The organism is Cryptosporangium phraense (genome assembly GCF_006912135.1).
Taxonomy (GTDB): Bacteria; Actinomycetota; Actinomycetes; order Mycobacteriales; family Cryptosporangiaceae; genus Cryptosporangium; species Cryptosporangium phraense.
Map to the genome: position 1 here is coordinate 232,988 of NZ_VIRS01000006.1, position 18,380 is coordinate 251,367.

The 18,380-nt window shown below is 67.5% G+C and carries 18 protein-coding genes and 1 pseudogene; 7 read left to right on the top strand and 12 right to left on the bottom strand.

The genetic code is table 11. The features are described 5' to 3' along the window. The first annotated feature begins 114 nt into the window (after nt 1–114). Nucleotides 115–966: an LLM class flavin-dependent oxidoreductase gene (locus FL583_RS11360; RefSeq protein WP_142704539.1), complete on the top strand. Its 852-nt coding sequence runs from the start codon at nt 115–117 to the stop codon at nt 964–966. 284 nt (nt 967–1,250) lie between these two features. Here FL583_RS11360 and FL583_RS11365 read toward each other — a convergent pair whose 3' ends face one another. Together FL583_RS11365 and FL583_RS11370 are read right to left on the bottom strand one after the other, a co-directional pair. Then, nucleotides 1,251–1,868, bottom strand: a complete 618-nt coding sequence (locus FL583_RS11365; RefSeq protein WP_142704540.1) for a TetR/AcrR family transcriptional regulator — start codon at nt 1,866–1,868, stop codon at nt 1,251–1,253. Further along, the gene (locus tag FL583_RS11370) at nt 1,861–2,691 is read right to left on the bottom strand and encodes an alpha/beta fold hydrolase (protein WP_142704541.1); all 831 of its coding nucleotides are present in this window, start codon (nt 2,689–2,691) and stop codon (nt 1,861–1,863) included. The genes FL583_RS11365 and FL583_RS11370 overlap by 8 nt, the downstream gene beginning before the upstream one ends. Before the next feature lie 83 nt (nt 2,692–2,774). Here FL583_RS11370 and FL583_RS42885 point away from each other — a divergent pair. Continuing rightward, nucleotides 2,775–3,098: pseudogene (locus FL583_RS42885) on the top strand (low temperature requirement protein A); the annotation flags it as partial. Between the two features lie 142 nt (nt 3,099–3,240). Next, nucleotides 3,241–3,822: a low temperature requirement protein A gene (locus tag FL583_RS40855; RefSeq protein WP_205752023.1), complete on the top strand. Its 582-nt coding sequence runs from the start codon at nt 3,241–3,243 to the stop codon at nt 3,820–3,822. Here FL583_RS40855 and FL583_RS11380 read toward each other — a convergent pair. Next, on the bottom strand, nt 3,819–4,187 hold the full coding sequence (locus FL583_RS11380; protein WP_205752024.1) for a MarR family winged helix-turn-helix transcriptional regulator: 369 nt from the start codon (nt 4,185–4,187) through the stop codon (nt 3,819–3,821). The two genes, FL583_RS40855 and FL583_RS11380, sit on opposite strands and share 4 nt — an antisense overlap. 29 nt (nt 4,188–4,216) lie before the next feature. Between FL583_RS11380 and FL583_RS11385 the strand changes: the two genes are divergently transcribed. Both FL583_RS11385 and FL583_RS11390 read left to right on the top strand, forming a co-directional pair. Further along, a complete protein-coding gene (locus tag FL583_RS11385) occupies nt 4,217–5,044 on the top strand; it encodes an alpha/beta fold hydrolase (protein ID WP_142704543.1) in 828 nt (275 codons plus the stop codon). 9 nt (nt 5,045–5,053) lie between these two features. Beyond that, complete coding sequence (locus tag FL583_RS11390) at nt 5,054–5,485, top strand: VOC family protein (RefSeq protein ID WP_142704544.1); 432 nt, start codon at nt 5,054–5,056, stop codon at nt 5,483–5,485. A gap of 251 nt (nt 5,486–5,736) precedes the next feature. On the opposite strand, the gene FL583_RS11395 is transcribed toward FL583_RS11390, so the two are convergent. The 3 genes from FL583_RS11395 to FL583_RS11405 form a co-directional block, all read right to left on the bottom strand. Further along, nucleotides 5,737–7,452 (bottom strand): restriction endonuclease, encoded by a 1,716-nt coding sequence (locus FL583_RS11395; protein WP_142704545.1) that lies wholly within the window; start codon nt 7,450–7,452, stop codon nt 5,737–5,739. 111 nt (nt 7,453–7,563) lie between these two features. Further along, entirely contained in the window at nt 7,564–8,292 is a 729-nt protein-coding gene (locus tag FL583_RS11400) for a hypothetical protein (protein WP_142704546.1), read from the bottom strand. Nucleotides 8,293–8,471: 179 nt separating this feature from the next. Next, complete coding sequence (locus FL583_RS11405) at nt 8,472–9,839, bottom strand: tyrosine-type recombinase/integrase (protein WP_142704547.1); 1,368 nt, start codon at nt 9,837–9,839, stop codon at nt 8,472–8,474. A gap of 512 nt (nt 9,840–10,351) precedes the next feature. On the opposite strand from FL583_RS11405, the gene FL583_RS11410 reads away from it, so the two are divergent. Further along, nucleotides 10,352–11,572 (top strand): ROK family protein, encoded by a 1,221-nt coding sequence (locus tag FL583_RS11410; protein ID WP_142704548.1) that lies wholly within the window; start codon nt 10,352–10,354, stop codon nt 11,570–11,572. A 75-nt stretch (nt 11,573–11,647) separates the two neighbouring features. Here the strand turns inward: FL583_RS11410 and FL583_RS11415 are convergent, their stop codons facing one another. From FL583_RS11415 to FL583_RS11435, 5 genes are all read right to left on the bottom strand, one after another. Next, nucleotides 11,648–13,186, bottom strand: coding sequence for a glycoside hydrolase family 140 protein (locus FL583_RS11415; protein WP_142704549.1), 1,539 nt, complete (start codon nt 13,184–13,186; stop codon nt 11,648–11,650). A gap of 9 nt (nt 13,187–13,195) precedes the next feature. Then, nucleotides 13,196–14,035: a carbohydrate ABC transporter permease gene (locus FL583_RS11420; RefSeq protein WP_205752026.1), complete on the bottom strand. Its 840-nt coding sequence runs from the start codon at nt 14,033–14,035 to the stop codon at nt 13,196–13,198. Beyond that, entirely contained in the window at nt 14,032–14,982 is a 951-nt protein-coding gene (locus FL583_RS11425) for a carbohydrate ABC transporter permease (RefSeq protein WP_142704551.1), read from the bottom strand. The genes FL583_RS11420 and FL583_RS11425 overlap by 4 nt, the downstream gene beginning before the upstream one ends. Nucleotides 14,983–15,050: 68 nt before the next feature. Beyond that, the gene (locus FL583_RS11430; protein WP_170323595.1) at nt 15,051–16,328 is read right to left on the bottom strand and encodes an ABC transporter substrate-binding protein; all 1,278 of its coding nucleotides are present in this window, start codon (nt 16,326–16,328) and stop codon (nt 15,051–15,053) included. Nucleotides 16,329–16,827: 499 nt separating this feature from the next. Beyond that, nucleotides 16,828–17,277 carry a DUF6069 family protein gene (locus FL583_RS11435; RefSeq protein ID WP_142704553.1) on the bottom strand — a complete coding sequence of 150 codons (450 nt, stop codon included), beginning with the start codon at nt 17,275–17,277 and terminating at the stop codon, nt 16,828–16,830. 115 nt (nt 17,278–17,392) lie between these two features. Here FL583_RS11435 and FL583_RS11440 point away from each other — a divergent pair, with 115 nt between their 5' ends. Next, a complete protein-coding gene (locus FL583_RS11440) occupies nt 17,393–17,845 on the top strand; it encodes a MarR family winged helix-turn-helix transcriptional regulator (RefSeq protein ID WP_205752027.1) in 453 nt (150 codons plus the stop codon). Here FL583_RS11440 and FL583_RS11445 read toward each other — a convergent pair. After that, nucleotides 17,842–18,333: a MarR family winged helix-turn-helix transcriptional regulator gene (locus tag FL583_RS11445; RefSeq protein WP_142704555.1), complete on the bottom strand. Its 492-nt coding sequence runs from the start codon at nt 18,331–18,333 to the stop codon at nt 17,842–17,844. The two genes, FL583_RS11440 and FL583_RS11445, sit on opposite strands and share 4 nt — an antisense overlap. Nucleotides 18,334–18,380: the final 47 nt, after the last annotated feature.

An 18,380-nucleotide genomic window follows, 5' to 3' on the forward strand; every position in this document is an offset into this window, starting at 1 on the left:
CGGAGCGTTCCCAGTCGACTACGCCGAGTAGCCGCTCCTCTGTGGCGATTGACACCGCGCCGACCCGGGCACCGTCCTTCTTGGAATGTTGAGGAGTGCCATGAGGAGTGCTGCGTGAAGATCGGCATCGGTATCCCCAACCAGGGTTCGGACCTGGACCCGAAAATCATCCCCGAGTGGTCGCGGCGCGCGGAGGCGGCCGGATTCTCGTCGCTGGCCACGGCGGGACGGATCGCCTACCCCGGCGTCATGGACACGGTGGCGCTAGCGGCGGCGGCCGGAGCCACCAGCACGATCGAGCTGTTCAGCGGCGTGCTGATCGGTCCGGCCTGGCCGGCGACGCTGCTGGCCAAGGAGCTGGCCGGCGTCGACGGCGTCTCCGGAGGCCGGCTGACGCTGGGCATCGGCCTCGGCGGCCGAGCCGACGACTTCGTGGTCGACGGGCTGCCGATGAACGGCCTCGGCCAGCGGCTCGACGACGACCTGCAGACGTACTTCGACGTGTGGGACGGGAAGGAGTTCGAGGGCAGCCCCAACCCCGGCGTCCCGGCCGGCGCCCGCCGGCTACCGCTGCTGTTCGGCGGCGCCGCTCCGGCGACGTTCGAGCGGGCGGCCCGGGTGGGCGAGGGTTACGTGGGCGCCGCGGTCCCCGCCCCCTACGTCGCACCCGCCTTCGACCAGATGCGAACCGCCTGGAAGCAGGCCGGTCGCGACGGCGACCCGCAGCTGCGGGCCATCGCCTACTTCGCCATGGGCGACCCGGAGGTCGCTCGGCGGAAGGTCGAGGAGTACTACGCGGTCACGCCCGAGTTCGGGCAGGCGGTCCTCACCGGCATCGCCTACGGCCCGGAGGGGGTGCGGGAGCTCCTCAGGTCGTTCGAGGACATCGGCACGGACGAGCTCATCCTCAACCCGTCGACGGCGGACCTGGACGAGATCGAGCGCCTGGCCGAGGTTGCGCTGTAGGGGAGCCCGGCGGGCGACCGGGATCGAGGAGTCGGCAAGTCGGGGTCCGTCGACCGGCACGATGGCCAGGTCGAGGCGGTCGAAGCGCTGCGGGATCTCGTCGAGTTCCGGGCCGGGAACGGCGGATTCACTGGGCTGCTCCACCATTCCGGGAAGCACCTGCCGAACGGCGGCGACCCCGCGCCGCGCTTAGCGCGGGTTGCGGGCCATGAGGGCGACGTCGAACCCTTCGGCGGCTCCGATCGCGGCCCATCGGTGGACGGCGCCGACGATGGCGATGGAGCTCAACGCGGTTCCGGGCCGTGGTACTCGGGCTCGGCTTCGCGCTGATCCGGTTCGTTCCCGGCGGACCGGAGACCGATGATGAGGGTGTCGATCAAATACGAAAAGCTGCGGTCGACGTCACGGGCTAGGCCGAAGCCGCCGCCCGCCTCGAGCGTGACGTAACCGTGGAGCGTGGCGCGTAGGGCGCGGGCGGCGTCGACGACACGTGCGCCGGGCAGGTCGAAGCCGGCGAAGACGTCGTAGAGCAGCCGAAGGCCGTCGTTGGTGACCTGGCGGTCTTCGTCGTCGTCGTTCGACGCCGCGCGGACGGTGGTGGCGTAACGACCGGGATGATCGCGGGCCCAGCCGCGCCAAGCGTCGGCGAACGCGTGGATCGCATCCGGGCCGGACTTTCCGGCGGTGGCGCGGGCCAGCACGTAGCCGATTTCGCGTCGGGCTTCGATCGAGATGCCGCGGTGCAGGGCGTCCAACGATTGGATGTGTTTGTAGAGCGAGGGCGCCTTCACTCCGAGTCGATCGGCGACCAGGCCCATCGTGAGGTTGGCCAAGCCGACCTCGTCGGCGAGATCCGCGCCGGCCGCGATGACCGTGGCCGGGCCGAGGCCCGCTCTAGGCACGGGCGGTCGTCTTCAGGAAGGGGAGCATCAGGGCCAGCGTCTCCTCGGGGTACTGGGCGTGCGGGTAGTGTCCCGCGCCCTCGATCATCTCCAACTGGCCCCGCCCGACCGGTAGTGCGGCCACGATTGCTTCGCCCTCGGCGCGCGGGTCGGCCCAGTCCGGGTCGAGCGAGCCTTCGATGATCAGCGCCGGGCAACGGACGTTCTCGAGCTGCGCTCCGGCGTCGGCCGGCGACGACTTCATCATCCCCTGCAGTGCCTTCATCCGGCCGGGCTCACGCAGCATGGTCGCGACCTTCGCCAGGTGGGCGGTCCAGTCGGCGGGCTTGCGCCCGGGGTAGGCCAGGTCGAGGTACTTGCTCCAACCGGAGTGGCTGCCCATCATCGTGGCGCCGAGGCGGATCGTGCCTTTGCGGTAGGCGCTGTTCCTGAAGTCGCCGACCTTGATCGCTTGGGCCCGGGTGAAGGGCGCCAGCTCGATGATCCCCGTGATGACGTCGGGCGCCTGCGCGGCGGCGATCGTGGCGGCACCACCGGAGATCGAGTGCCCGACCAGCACGGCCGGGCCACCGAGGTGCCGGATCACGGCGATGAGGTCACCGGCGATGTCGGTGCGGGTGTACGACGGCCAGGTCGGGCTGGACTCCCCGGCGCCGCGCAGGTCGACGGTGGCGACCCGGTAGCCGGCGGCCACCAGGCCCGGCGTGATGAACCGGTACGCGTCGCGCGCGTTCCCCATGCCCGGGGCCAGGACGACCAGCGGGTCGGCGCCGGTCACGTCGTACGCGATCGTGCCGCCGTCGACGGTCAGGAACTCGGTCATCGCGCTCTCCTCGGTTAGCTATTCGCTTTAGCCAAAAGCTATAGTCATTAGCTAACGCCGTCAAGTGGATCCACGGGAGCACCATGAGCGAGTCCGAAAACGCGACGATCGAACGGCACGCGAGCTGGGCCGAGCTGTTCTTCGACCTCGTCGTCGTGGCGGGAGTGGCCGCCTTGGCGCACGTGCTCGGGTCCGACCTCGACGCGGCCGCGCTCGGTCTCTACGCGCTGCTGTTCCTGGTCTTCTGGCTGTCCTGGACGACGTTCATGCTGTACGGCAACGTCGCAGCGGGACGGACTCGCGTGATACGGCTGCTGGTCGGGATGTTCGGCCTGGGGACGATGGTCGCCTCGGTTCCGGGCGTGGCCCACGCGGTGCTCGAGCACGACGAGGGCGTTCGTGCGCTGAACGTCTTCGCCATCGGGTACGTCGCCACGCGTATCTACGGCTCCCAGTCGTGGCCTGGACCTACTGCTGGTTCTGGTCGTATCCGGAGAGAAGTTGTTCGGTCGGCTTCGTACCGGCGGGGTGGGGCCGGCCCTCCATGGGGTGTCGGTCGACCCGGCCCACCTGTCCGAGCGGCTCGGTCTCTTCGTCATCATCATGCTGGGCGAATCGGTTCTCCAGATCATCGACGCGGCCGCCGAGGCGGAGTACACCGTGGGTCTGTTGGCTGCGGGGATCGCCTCGTTCGCGCTCCTGGCCGGCATGTTCGGCCTGTCCTTCGTCTACGGCTACGCCGGCCTGCCGCATCTCCGCGCCGGCCGCATTCCGACCCGCGCTGCACTGGGCTTGCACTGCCTGGTCAGCGGCGTGATCGCCACCGTCGCCGTCTCGCTCGCCGCGGTGGTCGAGCACGGCGATGAGGCGCTGTCCGACGGAAGCCGCTGGCTGCTGTGCGGAGCGCTGGCGACCTACTTCGCGCTCGGTGTGGCTACCGGTGTCGCCAGCCGTAGCGCCGATCTTCAGCGCACGGTCTCGCGGATCGTCACCGGCATCGTGATCCCTCTGGTGCTGGGCCTGTTCGCCGCCGGGATGAGCGGCCGGACCCTGGCGGTCTGTCTCGCGTCGGTGCTCCTCGCGCACCTCTACTTCGAGCGACGTCTCCAACCGATCGAGAGCCGCGTCTAGCGCGATTCCACGTCGCTCATATAGGCGTGCATGGTCGAGCGGAGGCGGCCGGTGATCGACGCGATGCGGCCCAGGTCGGCGGGGGAGTACTCGCTGAGTACGGCGTCGAGCAGTCGGCCGAGCGGTTCGTAGAAGTCGGCGGCTGCGGCATGGATGCCGGGTGTCGAGCGCAATGTGACGATGCGCCGGTCGCTGTGCTCCCGGGTCCGCACGACGTGACCCGCCTGTTCGAGCCGGTTCAGCAGGATCGAGGTCGCACCGGTGGTGAGGCCGATCCGTTCGGCGAGGCGTGCGGGCGTCAACGGCTGATCTCGCTCTTCGGCGTTGATGATCTCCACGATCGCCACCGCATCGGTGCCGTGCATGCGCATGCTCCGCGCGAACAGGCGACCCAGTGTGCCTGACCTCCCGTGACGGCACCCGGATCGGCTACCAGCGCCGAGGTGACGGGCCAGGGCTGGTGCTGGTCCAGGGCGCGATGGGCACCGCCTACAACTACACAGATCTCGCGACGGCCCTGGCGTCGAACTTCACCGTCTACACGCCCGACCGCCGCGGCCGCGGCCTCAGTCCGAGGCCCTACGACGACGAACACGACGTCGCCCGTGACGTCGAGGACGTGGACGCGATGCTGGCCGAAGCCGACACCGGATACGTGTTCGGCCTCAGCTCCGGAGCCATCATCACCTTGGAAGCGGCGAGAACCCTGCCCCGGGTCACCCGGGCCGCGGTGTACGAACCGCCGTTCTACCGCGACGGCATCTCCCACAACGGCATCCGGCAGCTCGGCGCCGACATCGAACACGGCCATCTGGCGGCCGCGCTCGCGGGTTCGCTGCGCACCGCCGGGACTGCGCCGGCCGCGCTGAGGATGCTTCCCGGGCCCGCCGCGCGTCTGCTCGCCGCCGCCGTGCTCAGTGTCGACGCCCGCAAGCGCGGTCCGGCCCCGAAGCTTCGCGACCTGCTTCCTGGCATCCGCTACGACTTCAACGTCGTCGGCGGTATGGACGGAAAAATGGCGTCGTTCGGCTCCGTCGACAAGCCCATGTTGCTGCTCAGCGGCACGAAGAGCCCCGAGTTCCTCCAGCAGGCCATCCGCGATCTGGCCGGCGTCCTACCCCGGGCGACGCATATCGAGTTCGACGGCCTCGACCACGCCGGTTCCTGGAACACCGGCCGCCCGGATCTCGTCGCGGCCGCCCTACGCGACTTCTTCGCCTGAGGAGACGACATGCGCCTCAACCACATCAACCTCTGCGCCAGCGACGTCACCGCGCTCACGGACAAACTCGTCGCGCACTTCGGCTACCGGTTGATCGACTCGGGTCGTTCGTCCTTCGGGCCAGCCGGCGACTTCGCTGCGGTCGTCGGGAAGGACGGCTCCGAGTTCGTCATCACCCAGATCGATCCGGTACCGGAGGGCGGGTCCGCGTACCCCGAAGGTTTCCACTTCGGCCTCATCCAGGATTCCCGTGCGGCCGTGTACGACAAGCACGCCGAGCTGGTGGCGGCCGGCCTGAACCCCGGCGACATCAGCGACGGATTCCAGGTGTGTGGAGCGACGTGGACCGCGTTCTACTGCCCCCTCGGTGACGGTCTGGAAGTCGAGGTGAACTACCGGACTCCGTCCGCCCTGCTCGACGCCCCACTGCTTCTGGCGTAAAGGCGCGAGCATCTCCGAGCACCCAGACGCGGAACGGCCCGCTACCAGCGTTTCCGCTGGTAGCGGGCCGTTCGTACTGCGTGTGGCGGGTGAAGGATTCGAACCTTCGTAGGCTGAGCCGACGGATTTACAGGGCGTGGCGGTCCTTCAGCCTGCACCCCATTGACCTGCTGTTTCGCGGCGACTGCGCACATCATCGTGCGGTGTGGTCCGTGGTGCGTCCGTGGCTCGGAATTCACCCCCGGTGACGCTCATTGTGGTGCGGGCGCCGCCTGATCGAGCGGCACCGCTGTGCTGACGGCTTTGGTGGACGACCCCGGTACGAGGTGGATTACGTCGGAGTCAGGCTGCCCAGTCCGAATCCGCGCGGACTCGTAGTGGGTCTGGCGGGCCATGTTGAGGTGTATCTCTTGGCCATCGAGTTCGACTGTCAGTGGGGCTGTGCCCCCGAAGCTGAACTCCGGGCCTGCGGACTCGAGCAGCGCCGCCGACGCTGTGTCGGTGGTGACCTCGCTCCAGTCTTCCTCGATCTGTTCGCCGCGAAGCAGGCCGGCGATGTTGAAAATCTTCTGCCGTTGGGGCGGTGTCATCGTCGTGACGTCCGGCACGGTGATGCGGTGGTAGGTGTGCTCCTGGATCGTGGTGAGGGCTTCCAGGAAGGCGACGTGCCATCGCGCGAGTGAGGCTTCGGCGTCGTCGCGCTCCAGCTCCCATCCGCCGGTGATAGGCAGGCCGCCACGGACGGCCAGCTCGATTACGCGACCGGTCCGAAGTTCCGCAGTAGCTCGAACGGCGGGGAGGACTTCGGCTGGCGTTTTGCCTTTCAAGCCGCTGGTCCGCAGCCGGAATTCGGCGTCGGAGTCCCCGCCAAAGGTGAACTCGACGTTCAGCACCTGGGCGCGGTCCGAGGCAGACACCCAGACGCCGCTCCCGGCCTGTCCGCGGCTGGAGCTGACATGTTCCAGCTCGAGTTCTGCCGCCTTCTGTCCGTTCGGTTCCCGGATCCGGAGGCAGAGGTCGGGCAGACCCGTCTTGGGCTGGGGCACGGAGAGGAAGCTGAAGGTCGCGGGGCCGCCGGTCTGGGGTACGCCGGGTGGCCCGCTGATCGCGGTGATCGTGCCGGGGACGTCGGAGAAGGGTGTGCCGAACTGCCGGAAGCGGTGGATCGCGTTGGCGGTCGAGGTTCCAGGGTCGGCTTCCAGGCGGACGTCTGCGGTGATCGGGCGGAGCTTCACCGACTCAGCGCAGCGCGGGAGCAGGCGCATCTCCCGGTAGTGCTCGTCGTCGATCTGGGCGTATTGGATGAACGCCGCCCGCGTCTCGCCGAGCCGCGTCGAGTCCAGGGGCAGGTTTTCCACCCAGCCGGTGCGGATGTCGATCTCGTACCGGTAGAACGGGTCCACCTCGTCGAGGCTCCTGGCCAGCTTCTCCTGCCGGGAAGCGATAGCCGACAGCAGGCTCTCGGAGGCGCCGTCACCCGGGAGCGGCCGTACGCCGTCGAGCAGGTCGGCCATCAGCCGGTGCCAGTGCTGGGCGCCGTCGCCGAAGAAGTAGTCGACCAGCGGGTAATTGTTGCCCGCCAGGCCGTCCAGCGCCCCGCGGTCCATCCAGTGGGTCTCAAGGCCCGTCGGCTCGGTGAGCGCGTCGAGCCAGTCCAGCCGCTCGTTGGATGGGTTCAACGGCGTCACCAGCGTCCACGACCGCACTTTCAAGATGGGCAGGGTCTGGTCGACGAACGTCTGCCAGGACTTCTTTACTTCCTTTTCCTGCGTGGAGTCCAGCGGCCGGGTGTAACGCTTGACCTGGTAGATGTCGAAGCCGTCCGGGTTCCACACGCGGACGTCGACGCCGCGGTCCCCCTGAGATGGGGTGATCAGGTTGCCGTGCGGATACTTCAACAGCAGGAGCGCTGCGACGAACTCCTCGACCTTCTCGCCGGGTTCGCGCTCCCAGTTGACCGTTGCCACAGCTCTTAGCCACCAGACTCTCTGTTAGTGATGTGTTGAAGGTTGGGCACCCCGCCGCGGACGATCTCGGATCGAGGCGCGGCTATCGAACGTCGCTGAGCCGCCATGAGCTCAGCTCATGGAGTTGGCTTCGGCGGTCCACCTGTCGAGGCTCTCGGAATGAAGGAAATGTTCGCGGCCGTCGCGGAAGCGGTGGCCCGCGAGGGCCTTCGTCCCGTAGTCGCGGAGGCGCTCGGTCTCACTCGTGGTGAAGCCCTGCGCGAGTGCCCACGCGCACAGCTGATCGACGTCGAACCGGTGACCGCCGCGGACCAGAGTCGTCAGGGTCTCGATCGCCAGACCCTTGTCGGTGTGGCCGGCCAAGCCGTTCGCGTGGTTCACCAGGCTGGCGAGGTGCCGCATAGCGACGACCACGACCGAGGGTAGATCGGCGTCATAGCTGGTCAGTGGCATACCGGCGGTCAGGTCGGTCGCATGATGTGCGGCCAGCCACGCCCGCTGGTACGGGGCGTCGCCCCACTCGAGGACACACGCGGCAGTCACGGTGCCGCCGAGCCTCTGGCTCAGGAGACCCAGCATGGATTCGGTGGGCCAGCACACGAGGAGCGGGCCGCCGCGCCAGTCGGCTTGATGCCAGGTTCGTCCGGTGACCACCGGTACCCCGGGTAGGGCCCGCTCCAGCGCGGGGTTGTTCTCGTAGTTCGATTTCTGCGGGACGAATACCGCCGGGCGGCCCAGCTGTTCGCGCAGCCAGGCCGCGCCGGTCGCAACGTGTCGCTCGACGTCGCCGTCGGCCCAGGGGACGAACGCAAGGTCCGCTGCGCGCAGTCCAGATGTCATAGGCCTGCACGCTACGTAAGGGGTACGACGAAACGGCTCACCGCCGGAAGCGTTCCCGGTGACCTGCCACGAGCAGCCGGTCCACTGTGGAGTCATTCACCGCCGCGGTATCTATAAAGCGGCCACCCGTCGGTGGGTCGCTGGAGTGCGACCGCGCGACGGATGGCCGCGCGCCGACGCTATTGGCTGCGACGCTGCGTCGTCCTGGACGCGCGATCAGCGCGCTGACGCGAGCGCCGCGACGCGGTGATACGGGAGCGAACGTCCGGCCGGCAGCGGAGCCGACCGTGGTCGCTCATCGTCCGGCTCGCGCCGAGCAGCAGGTCCGCGGTCGCGGCGGCGGCGGCGAACTGGGCGTCGGGCAGCACGGTGGTGTAGGTATCGGCGGTCAACGTGATGCTGGCGTGCCCGAGCTGGTCCTGGATGGTCTTCAGATCCGCGCCCGCGGCGTGAGCCAGGGTCGCGGCGCCGTGCCGGAGGTCGTGGAGCCGGACGGGTGGCAGTCCGGAGTCTGCGACGAGGTCGGCGAAGCGGTGGGTGACATAGTTCGGCGCGAGCGGCTGTCCGTCGAAGCGGGTGAAGACGTACCCGGTCTCGTTCCATCGGGCTCCGACGGTGAGTCGTTCGGTGTGCTGGCGTGAGCGGTGGGCGCGCAGCGTCCGGATCGTGGACTGGTCGAGCGCGACAACACGCCGGCTGGCTTTGCTCTTGGGCGGCCCGGTGACGATCTTTCCGCCCACTTCGGTGCGTTGCTGGGTGATGTGGATCTGTCCGGTGTCGAGGTCGACGTCGCACCACCGCAGCCCGATGCCTTCGCCGCGGCGCAGTCCGCGGAGGGCGTAGAGGTGCCAGAGGGGGTAGAGTCGGTCGTTGCGGATGCTGCGCAGGAAGCGGGCGAGCTGGTCCGCGGTCCAGACCATGACCTTCTCCCGGACGCCATCGCGGTGCCAGGCCTCGATGCGAGCCGGGGTCCACAGCACCGGATGGGGCCGGTCGGCGGGCGGCAGTTCGACGTGGCGTGCGGGGTTGTCGGTGAGCAGGCCCTGCCGGACGGCGCTCTTGAGCGCGCCGCGCAGGGTGGCGTGGATGCGCTGGATGGTCGCGGCGCTCAACGGTTGTCCGTACCGGTTGCGGCGTTTCCGGAAGCCCGCGTAGGCGGTGGCGATGTCGGTGACGGTCAGGCGGTGGAGTGGGATGCGGCCGAGGGCGGGGATGAGGAACGAGTCGCAGTGCTGGGTGTAGCTGATCAGGGTGCTGGGCCGGATCGAGGTGCGGGTCGTCAGCCAGTGCCGCAACCAGCTTTCGACGGTCCAGGCCGCCTGGTCGGGGTGGAACGATTGGGCGCGGAGGAGGGCCAGCGCGGCTCGTGCCTTCTTCTCCGAGGTGAAGCCGCCGCGGCGGACCTGACGGCGTTGGCCGGTGAGGTCGGTGACGCGGATGTCGAAGTGCCAGTTGCCGTGCCCGCGTTCGGACAACAGCGGGCACTCCCGGTCGCGGCGCGCGCCGCACGAACATGCCTTGAAAATGACACCTTGTTGCTTGGTCATCGTGTCCCCGATAGTTTCAGCGGGTCAGGTCGGGCGCCTGACCTCTAGGACTGCGATCACCTCCTCGGTCGCCGCCGCGGAATCCTTCGCATGTATTCGCTCGGTACGGAAAACCCCGGCCGCCCGTAGTGTCGATCTCCGAATTGACAAACGTGATCGGCCCGGCAGCGGCAATTTCTGCCACCGCGCTCCGACCCAGAGATAGTGCAAGACGAGCCGTTGCAAATCGCGCCCGCTGCAGAAGGCGCCCTCGCCGGACGACCAGGTATGGCGCGCGCCATGTGACTCCTGCGCCTACGGAGCATCCGGCAGTAAGCTCGACCGCGCCGAGCAGCGTCCCGGCCCCGTGGGGGTGTGGTGCTATGCAGCCCACCGGCCGGCCGATGGCTGGTTCAGCGCGACGGTCGGTAGCAGGAGTGGGCGATCGACTGAAGCATTCGAGCGCGAGCGCTTCTTTCTGACTACTCACAGTCGCCGACGTGTATTACTGAGAACACGCATATAATGAGCGCATGCTCAGTCCAGGCTCGGACGTTCAGCTGAGGAAAAGTAGGGCGTCGGGCGTCTCCTCTGCTTCAGTCCGAGAACACAACGCATTGTCGGTAATTGCGATTCTGCGCGAGCACGGGCCAGCGAGCAGAGCAGATCTAGTCCGACGCTCGGGCCTCACGAGGCCTACGGTCGATGCGATCGTCGAATCCCTGCTGGCGGACGCGGTCGTCGCCCACACCGGTAATCAGACCGTTCCGCCCGGCGCCAAAGGACGACCCGGCCAGCTGCTTGGATTCAACGCCGGGCGTAATACGGCTGTGGTGTGCCGGTCGCGGCGGGACCGGTTGGAGATCCGCTTGACGGATGCGCTCGGCTACACTCTCGCCGAAGTGGCAGCACCTATCGACCACACCCCCGAAGCGTTTTTTCGTGAAGCCGCAGAGCACATTAGCCATCTCGTGTCCACTGTGCCCGGCGCTGGACCGGTCGCTGCAGCCAGCGTCCTGATCCCGGGACTGATCAACCGCCGCACCGGGGCGTCCATCTCCCACCCGCCCTGGGGCTGGGCCGATGTGCCGGTCCAGGCCGCGCTCAGCAAGCACCTACAGATTCCCGTGACAGTGCTCAACCACGCGTCTGCGGCCGTCGTCGGAGAGGTCGCCCATGGTGCAGGGTACGGGCATGAGGACGTCCTGATGGTGCTACTCGACTTCGGAGTCGGGGTCGGGGTCCTCACCGGGGGCGCGCTCCTGAGAGGCGCGGACGGTGCTGTCGGAGAACTTGGGCACAGCCGGGTCGAGCGCCCTGGGCGGCTGTGTGTCTGTGGCCGGTCCGGTTGCCTGGAGACGGTGGCGTCCGGACGGTTCATCCAGGAAGAGGCAGTGCGGATAGGCGGGGAAAGCAGCGCTGGTAGGACGCTCGCTGAGCTGTCCGCGTTGTCCGACAGACGCGTCGACCTGATGCTGGCGGGCGCCGCAGACAGACTTGGGCTGGCGGTCTCGGGATTGGTGAATGTTCTCAACCCGAGCATAGTGATTCTGGGTGGAACAGAATTTGCCGCCGGGGCGGAAAGATTTTTTGATTCTTTCCGGCGGAGCGTGCAAGAAAACTCGTTGCCCGCCAATGCGGCCAATCTGGAATTCGCACTGGCGGGTAAGGATTCGGAATGGTCGGGCGCGACCCATGCCGCTCTGGAACATATGCCAGCTCGGCTCCGGCCGCGGCAGAGCTTCGGGATATGAGCGGCTCGCGTCGTCGCCGCGGCGCGATCGCGCCGCCCCTCCAGGTTCGGGCGGGCGGCGCGGGGCATGACACCGTTAGCGCTCGCGCGGATCCAGGTGAGCGAAAATCACGATCCGTGCTCTTTGATCGGGGTCCGCTGCGAGTTCTTCGCCGGGGCTAAGTCGACCGCTGGACACCGTCTTGCCGCTTCGAGGGTCGACGACCCGGTAGTCGGGCGGCGTCTGCCGGTCCTGGAGCAGCCGCAGGATTTCGCCGCTCTCCTGGTAAACGATGTGCAGTACGCCAGGCACGCGCAGGCTCCGCGGGCTGAGGAAGGTTTCCCAGTCCGGTTGCATGTCGGTGGTCGGGAGCCCAGTGAGGATCTGGCCGACCAGCCCGACGTACGTTGAGCCCTCTCGGTCGAGGGCGTCGAGCCAGCTTCCCGACGGTGCGAGGAAGTATTCGGCGTGGCCGGGCTCGCCGTCGCGGAGCACCCACTGCCAGATGTTCGCGGCACCGTAGACCACGCCCATCGTCGACCCGGCGCAGAGGTTGCTCCACGCCTCGTGGCCCTGCCACCAACCGGCCGCGAGGTCCTCGTCGCGAGTCTGCTCGTAGCTCGGTTCGCCGTTGGCGACCGCTTTCACCGGCCGGTTGCGCCACAGGTCGGCGACGCGTTCGGGGACGTGCTCGCCGCCATGACCGGTCTGGCACCACTGGAAGTCCAGCCAGCCGGCGCCCTGGTGAGCGTCGGCACGGGCGTGCGGGCGGTAGTGGATGCCGGTCGGCTGGCCGTAGCAGTCCCAGTCGTGCACCTCACGGCCGGCGGCCTCGATCTGCGGCTCGGTTCCGGCGCCGTCGGCCCCGACCAGGTAGATCGCGGGCTGCGCACCGTAGCGGGCGACGAGGTAACGGCTGTACCGCGCGTACTCCTCCGGCGGCACGACCGTCCCGGCGACGTCCAGACCCTTCCAGCCGAATCCCTGGAAGACCGGCTGGAGCACAGGCACGACGCCGTGTTCGACGAGGATCGCAAGCAACTCGTCGAGGTACTGGAAGTAGGCCGGATTGAGCTCGTTCAAGTGCCCCTGAGGAAGGTCCTCGAACCCGACGTCGAACCCCTCGTCCGCGGTGCGGTCACGAGGGCCGACGGCGCGCATGTCCGGCTGCACGGTCATCAGCAGCACGGCGTTGAAGCCTTTGGCTTGACGGTCCTGGGCGTAGGTGCGGACCTGGTCGAGAGTCGCCCGCCACGGCAGCGCCCAGGCGGTGTCGGCCACGAGGAGCACCGGGCTCCCATCGGCGGCGACGAGGCTTCGTCCGCCGGGCGACATCCGCCAGAAGCCGTGCCGGAGGAGCGGATTCTCCGAGGGTTCCGGGGCCACCTCGATGGTTCCGGTGAGGCCGTGGAGGTCCGCGCGGGTCGACATGCTCCGCCACCGCCACACCCCACCGGCGAGCGGTGAGGCGAAGCGGACGCGCCAGATCCGGCCGCCGTCGTAGAACGCCGGGCGGCGTAAGGTCCGGCCGTCCTCGTGCGTGAAGTCGATCCACGCGTCGACGTCGGTGTAGGCGTTCGGAACGTCTTCCGAGGCAGTGAGCGTGAGCTCGATCTGCTCCCAAGCGTTGAGCACTTCAGATACCTAGCCTTTGATGGCGCCGGCCAGCGCGCCCTGGGTGAAGTAGCGCTGGAACAGCAGGTAGACGATGAGGACCGGGAAGATCGACATCACGATGAAGGCGTTGAGCTGTCCGTAGTTCGACGTGAACTGCGACTGGAAGGCCTGCAGCGCGAGCGGCACGGTCGCTTTGTTCTGGTCCTGCAGCAGGACCAGGGCCATGCCGTATTCGTTCCAGGTCGCGACGAAGTCCAGGATGAACAGCGCGGCCAGGGCCGGTTTGGCCAGTGGCAGCATGACCGTCCAGAACAGCCGGAAGTTGCCCGCGCCGTCGATGCGCGCCGAGGCGTCGAGGTCGGCGGGGATCGAGCGGAAGAAGCCGTACAGAAAGAAGATCTGGTACGGAATGCCGAAGGCCAGGTACGGCAGGATGATGCCGTTAGTCGAGTTCAGCAGGTTGAGGCTGCCCAGCGTGGTGAACATCGGCGCGAGCGCGACCTGCACCGGCACCATCGCGCCCAGCGTCAGCACGATGAGCAGCGCGCGGTGGCGCTTGAACCGGAGCCGGGCGATCGCGAACGCCGCGGCGGCGGAGATGAACAGGCCCAGCGGTACCTTGATCAGCGCGATGTAGGTGCTGTTCCAGGCCACGGTCCACAGGTCGCCGCGTTCGGCCGCGTCGGCGTAGTTGTGCCACTGCCACTCTTGCGGCAGGGACCAGATCGAGGAGTTGTTGACGTCGGCGGTCGACTTCAGGGATGTCAGCACCATGAAGACGAACGGCGCGAGCCAGATCAGCGAGCTGAGGACGAGGCCGATCCAGAGGCCGATCAGCGGGTAGTTGATCCGGCGGCGGGTGCTCACTCGTCCTCCTTCAGGGTCCACAGCAGGTAGGGCAGCACGAGCGCGAGCGTGATCAGCAGCAGCACCACGGCGAGGGCGTTGCCCGCGCCGAAGTTGTGGTTGATGAACGACTGGCTGTAGGACCAGAGCGCGAGCACCTGGGTGGATTGGGCGGGCCCGCCGCCGGTCATGCCGACGATCAGGTCGAACACCTTCAGCGAGCTGATGACGGTGAGCACCAGCACGACGGTCAGCGTCGGGCGCAGCGCCGGCAGCGTGACGTGGCGGAACACCTGCCGCGGGTTGGCGCCGTCGAGCCGGGCGGCTTCGACCAGCTCTTCGGGTACCGACTGCAGCCCGGCGAGGAACAGCACCATGGAGAAGCCGGTGGTCTGCCAGACGAACGCGACGAACACCGAGTACAGCGCGATCTTCGGGTCGCCGAGCCAGTCCTGGATCAGCGATTCCCCGCCGAGCGAGGTGAGAACGCTGTTGATCAGGCCGGCGTTCGGGTTGTACATCCAGGCCCACATCGTCGCGACCGCGATGGAGGCGAGCACGGCCGGGATGTAGAAGATCGAACGGATGAGGTTGCGTCCGAGCAGGCGCCGGTTCAGTGCCAGCGCGAGTCCCAGCGCGACCACGGTCGGCACGATCAGCGACAGGACCACCCAGATGACGCTGTTGCGCAGGGCGGTGTAGAAGACCGTGTCGTTGGTGAAGATCTCGGCGTAGTTGTCGAGCCCAGCCCACTTCTGAGGAGTGGTGGGGAACCCGTTCCAGCGCAGAAAGCTCAGGTAGACCGCCGAGACGATTGGGAACAGCAGAAAGACCGAGTACAGGACGACGGCGGGCGCCAGGAACGGCGTGGCGCCGAGGAACGAATCCGGGCGGGGGCGTCGTCTGCGTCGTCGATGTCGCTTCTCTGTTGCCGGTGTCGGAGGTGGGGCGGTGGCGATGGACGTCATGGCAGGCCCTTCTACGGCGCTGTCTGGAGAGACCGCCTGACACGCGCCAGGCGGCCCCTCCGGGGGCCTTACTTGTGGGAGTCGATGAACTTCTGCAGAGCCGGACCCGCGTCAGCCGGCTTGATCGAGCCGCCGGTGACCGCGTTCTGGATGCGCCAGTACTCGGTCGTCACGTCGGTGGAGAAGTTCTGGTCGTTGTTGAGGAAGAAGCCCTTGGCGCTCTTGGTCAGCTCACCGATCTCGGTGTTGAGCGGCTGCTGCTCCGTCGCGCCCTTGGTGTCCTTGTTGACGGGGATGGCCGCGAACACGCCCAGGTTCTTGCCCTCGACCTCGGCGGAGGTGAGGTAGTCCAGGAACTTCGCCGCCTGCTCCGGGTGCTTGCTGGCCTTGGTGATGTACTGGCCCTCGGAGAAGCCGTAGAGCCGGTCGGTGCCGGTGGGGAGCTCGAACACCCCGACGTCGGACGGCTTGACGCCGCCGTCGATCACCTGCTGGGTGAACCAGTCGCCCTCGATCTGCATCGCGGCCTTGCCGGAGAAGAACAGCGGCGACGCCTGGGTCTGGGCGAGGCCGGCGAAGCCCTTGTTGAAGTAGTTGGCCGACCAGGTCTTGAGCTGCTCGAACGACTTGGTGACGCAGGGCTCGGTCGCCCAGCTCGCCTTACCGGTGTTGAGCTGATCGCCCTTGGCGGCACCGCAGTTGGTCTCGATGAAGGTGTCCAGCAGGCGCATCACGTGCCAGTTGTCCTTGCCGCCGAACGCGAACGGGGTGACACCCGCGGCCTTCAGCTTCTGCGCGTCCTGCTCCCACTCCGCGAACGTGGTGGGCGGTGCGCTGATGCCCGCCTTGGTGAACAGATCCTTGCGGTAGTAGACGACCTCGGTGCGCTGCGTCCACGGCACGCCGTGAAAGCCGCCGTACTGGCTGAACGCCTTCAGCGTCGACTCGTTGAACCGGCTGGTCCAGTTGAACTGCTGGTAGTACTTCGACAGATCGAGGCTGACTCCCGACTCGACGAGAGTGCCGCCGAGCCCCGGACCCGCCCAGTAGTAGTAGATGTCGGGCCCCTGGTCGCTGCCGGCCGTGGTGCGCAGAGCGTCCTTGTGGGCGTCGACCGCGCGGAACTGAAGGTCGACCTTGATGTCCGGGTTCGTCTTCTCGAAGTCCTTGACGACGTCCTTGAGCGCTGCTGTGGCGGAGTCCGCGTTCTGCGTGACCATCCACCACTTCACGGTGACCGGGCCGCTGCCGCTGTCCCCGTCGTCACCGGTGATCGACTGACCGGTGCACCCGGTCAGCGCCAGTAAGGCGGTGAGGGCTGCTGTCGCCCACACTCTTGCTCTCATGACTAGCTCCATCTTGAATAGCGATTCGACACTGATTCGAAATTCGGGTGGTGAGCACGCGAACCAGGCGGCAGAGGCTGCCGCTGGCTTACTGCGGGAAGTGGTGGTGCGACTTGCGACGGCGCTTCATCGGCGCGATGCCGGGCTTGTCGGTCACAAGATGACCGGATAGCGGCTACGTCGTGGGCGTCTTCGACGCTAGGAGGCGCACATCCCGATGAGTGGATCCGCCGGTGGGGTGTTCGGCGTCAAGGCCTCGAGATCGATGCATCCGTCAGCGCATCCTCCCGTCGTTGGGATCCGACAGCCACACGGAGCCGGGCTATTTGTTAAAGCCCCTTTTAATATGTGGTGCCGACACGCTAAGCCATCCCCGGAGCGGCGTCAATGAGCAGGTGTGATCTCAGGAGGCGACGGCTGGGTGGGCCGAACGTCACTGCCACGCGCGGTGGCAGTGGCGTGCTCGAAGGCGGCCATCAGAGCGGCCGACTGGACGTGTTCAGGCTGCGGGCGACGAAGTCACCGGTAGTACGCGCAGGAAGATCGGTACGGCGATCGCCGCCACGGCGAGATGCATGAGCATCAGTGCGAGTACGGCCAGCGTGCTGGTGCCGGCCAGACTTCCGTCAACCAGCAGGAGTATGTCGGGGATCAGCGAGAAGACGACCACGCCCGGCACCAGCCAGCGCAGGACGGTGCTCGGCCGGCGGGAGAGGCGCCGAATCAACGTCCAGGCGAACGCTGCGGCGAGCACTCCCACGACGGTGAAGAAGGTGAACGATCCGGCGTTGAGCGGCATGAACTCGTCATCCGCACCGGCGGCGTGGGCGGCGGCGGCGATGATCGCGTTGACGACGACGGAAGCGACGACGGCAAGGATGACTCCTCCGACCGCGCGAACGGCCGACGTGCGCGGGATGACGGGCCTGTTGGTGCTCTCGGTAGCCATGGGTTCTCCGTTCGTTTACTTCAACGGTTGAGTAAGTGGGCAGAGATATACTCAACCATGCAAGTAAATTTGGTCAATGTCTTAAGCTTTTGGGGTGGATGGCGACCATCGGCCGGTGTGGCTGGACGAGCAGGAGCAGGAAATTTGGCGCACCCTTGCCACGGTGTTGGTGCACCTGCCGGCCGCACTCGATGCGCAGCTGCAGCGCGACGCGGGGATGAGCCAGTTTGAATACGCGATCCTGGCCGCGCTGTCGGACGCCCCCGGACGGGAGCTGCGCATGAGCGCGCTTGCCCGATTCGCCGATGGGTCGCTGGCACGTCTGTCGCAGGCGGTCGGGCGCCTGGAAAGGCGCGGCTGGGTGCGTCGAACGTCAGACCCGGACGACGGCCGTTCCACTCGAGCGGTCCTCACCGACGAAGGCTGGCAGGTGTTGGTCGCGGCGGCACCAGGCCACGTGAGCGCGGTTCGCGGCCTGGTATTCGACCCACTGACGCGAGCGCAGGTCCGGCAGCTTGGTGAGATCGGCCGTCGAATTCAGCGCGTGATCATTCCGGATGGGCCCTAGTTCGGGCCGCTGAAGCACGGGTCATCGGGGTTGGTCGCACCGACTACCCGGTTGGCGACCTCGCGCATCTGGCGCTGCTGGGACTTGGTGAGTACGTCGAATACCAGCCGTCGAACCTCGGAGACGTGCCCAGGGGCGGTCGCGACAACCTTCTCCCAGCCGGAATCCGTCAGTACCGCGAGGGTGGCACGCCCGTCGGTGGGATCAGGCGCGCGCCGGATCCACCCTCGCTTCTCCATACGGGCGACCACCTGCGACAGGCGCGGCAGCGCACCCTGGACGAACGCAGCCAGGATGCTCATCCGCATGGTCCGGTCCGGCTCCATCGAAAGTGCGGACAGGACCGAGTATTCGAAGTGACTGATCCCCGCGTCGCGCTGGAGCTGCGCATCGAGCGCTGCGGGTAGCTGCGTCAACATCGCGGTCATGGACCGCCAGGTCAGCTGCTGCTCGTCGGAGAGCCACTGCGGCTCGGCGGTGTCACCCACGACATGATTATAACTTCACACTGCAAGCATCGAGTAGGAGTCATGTG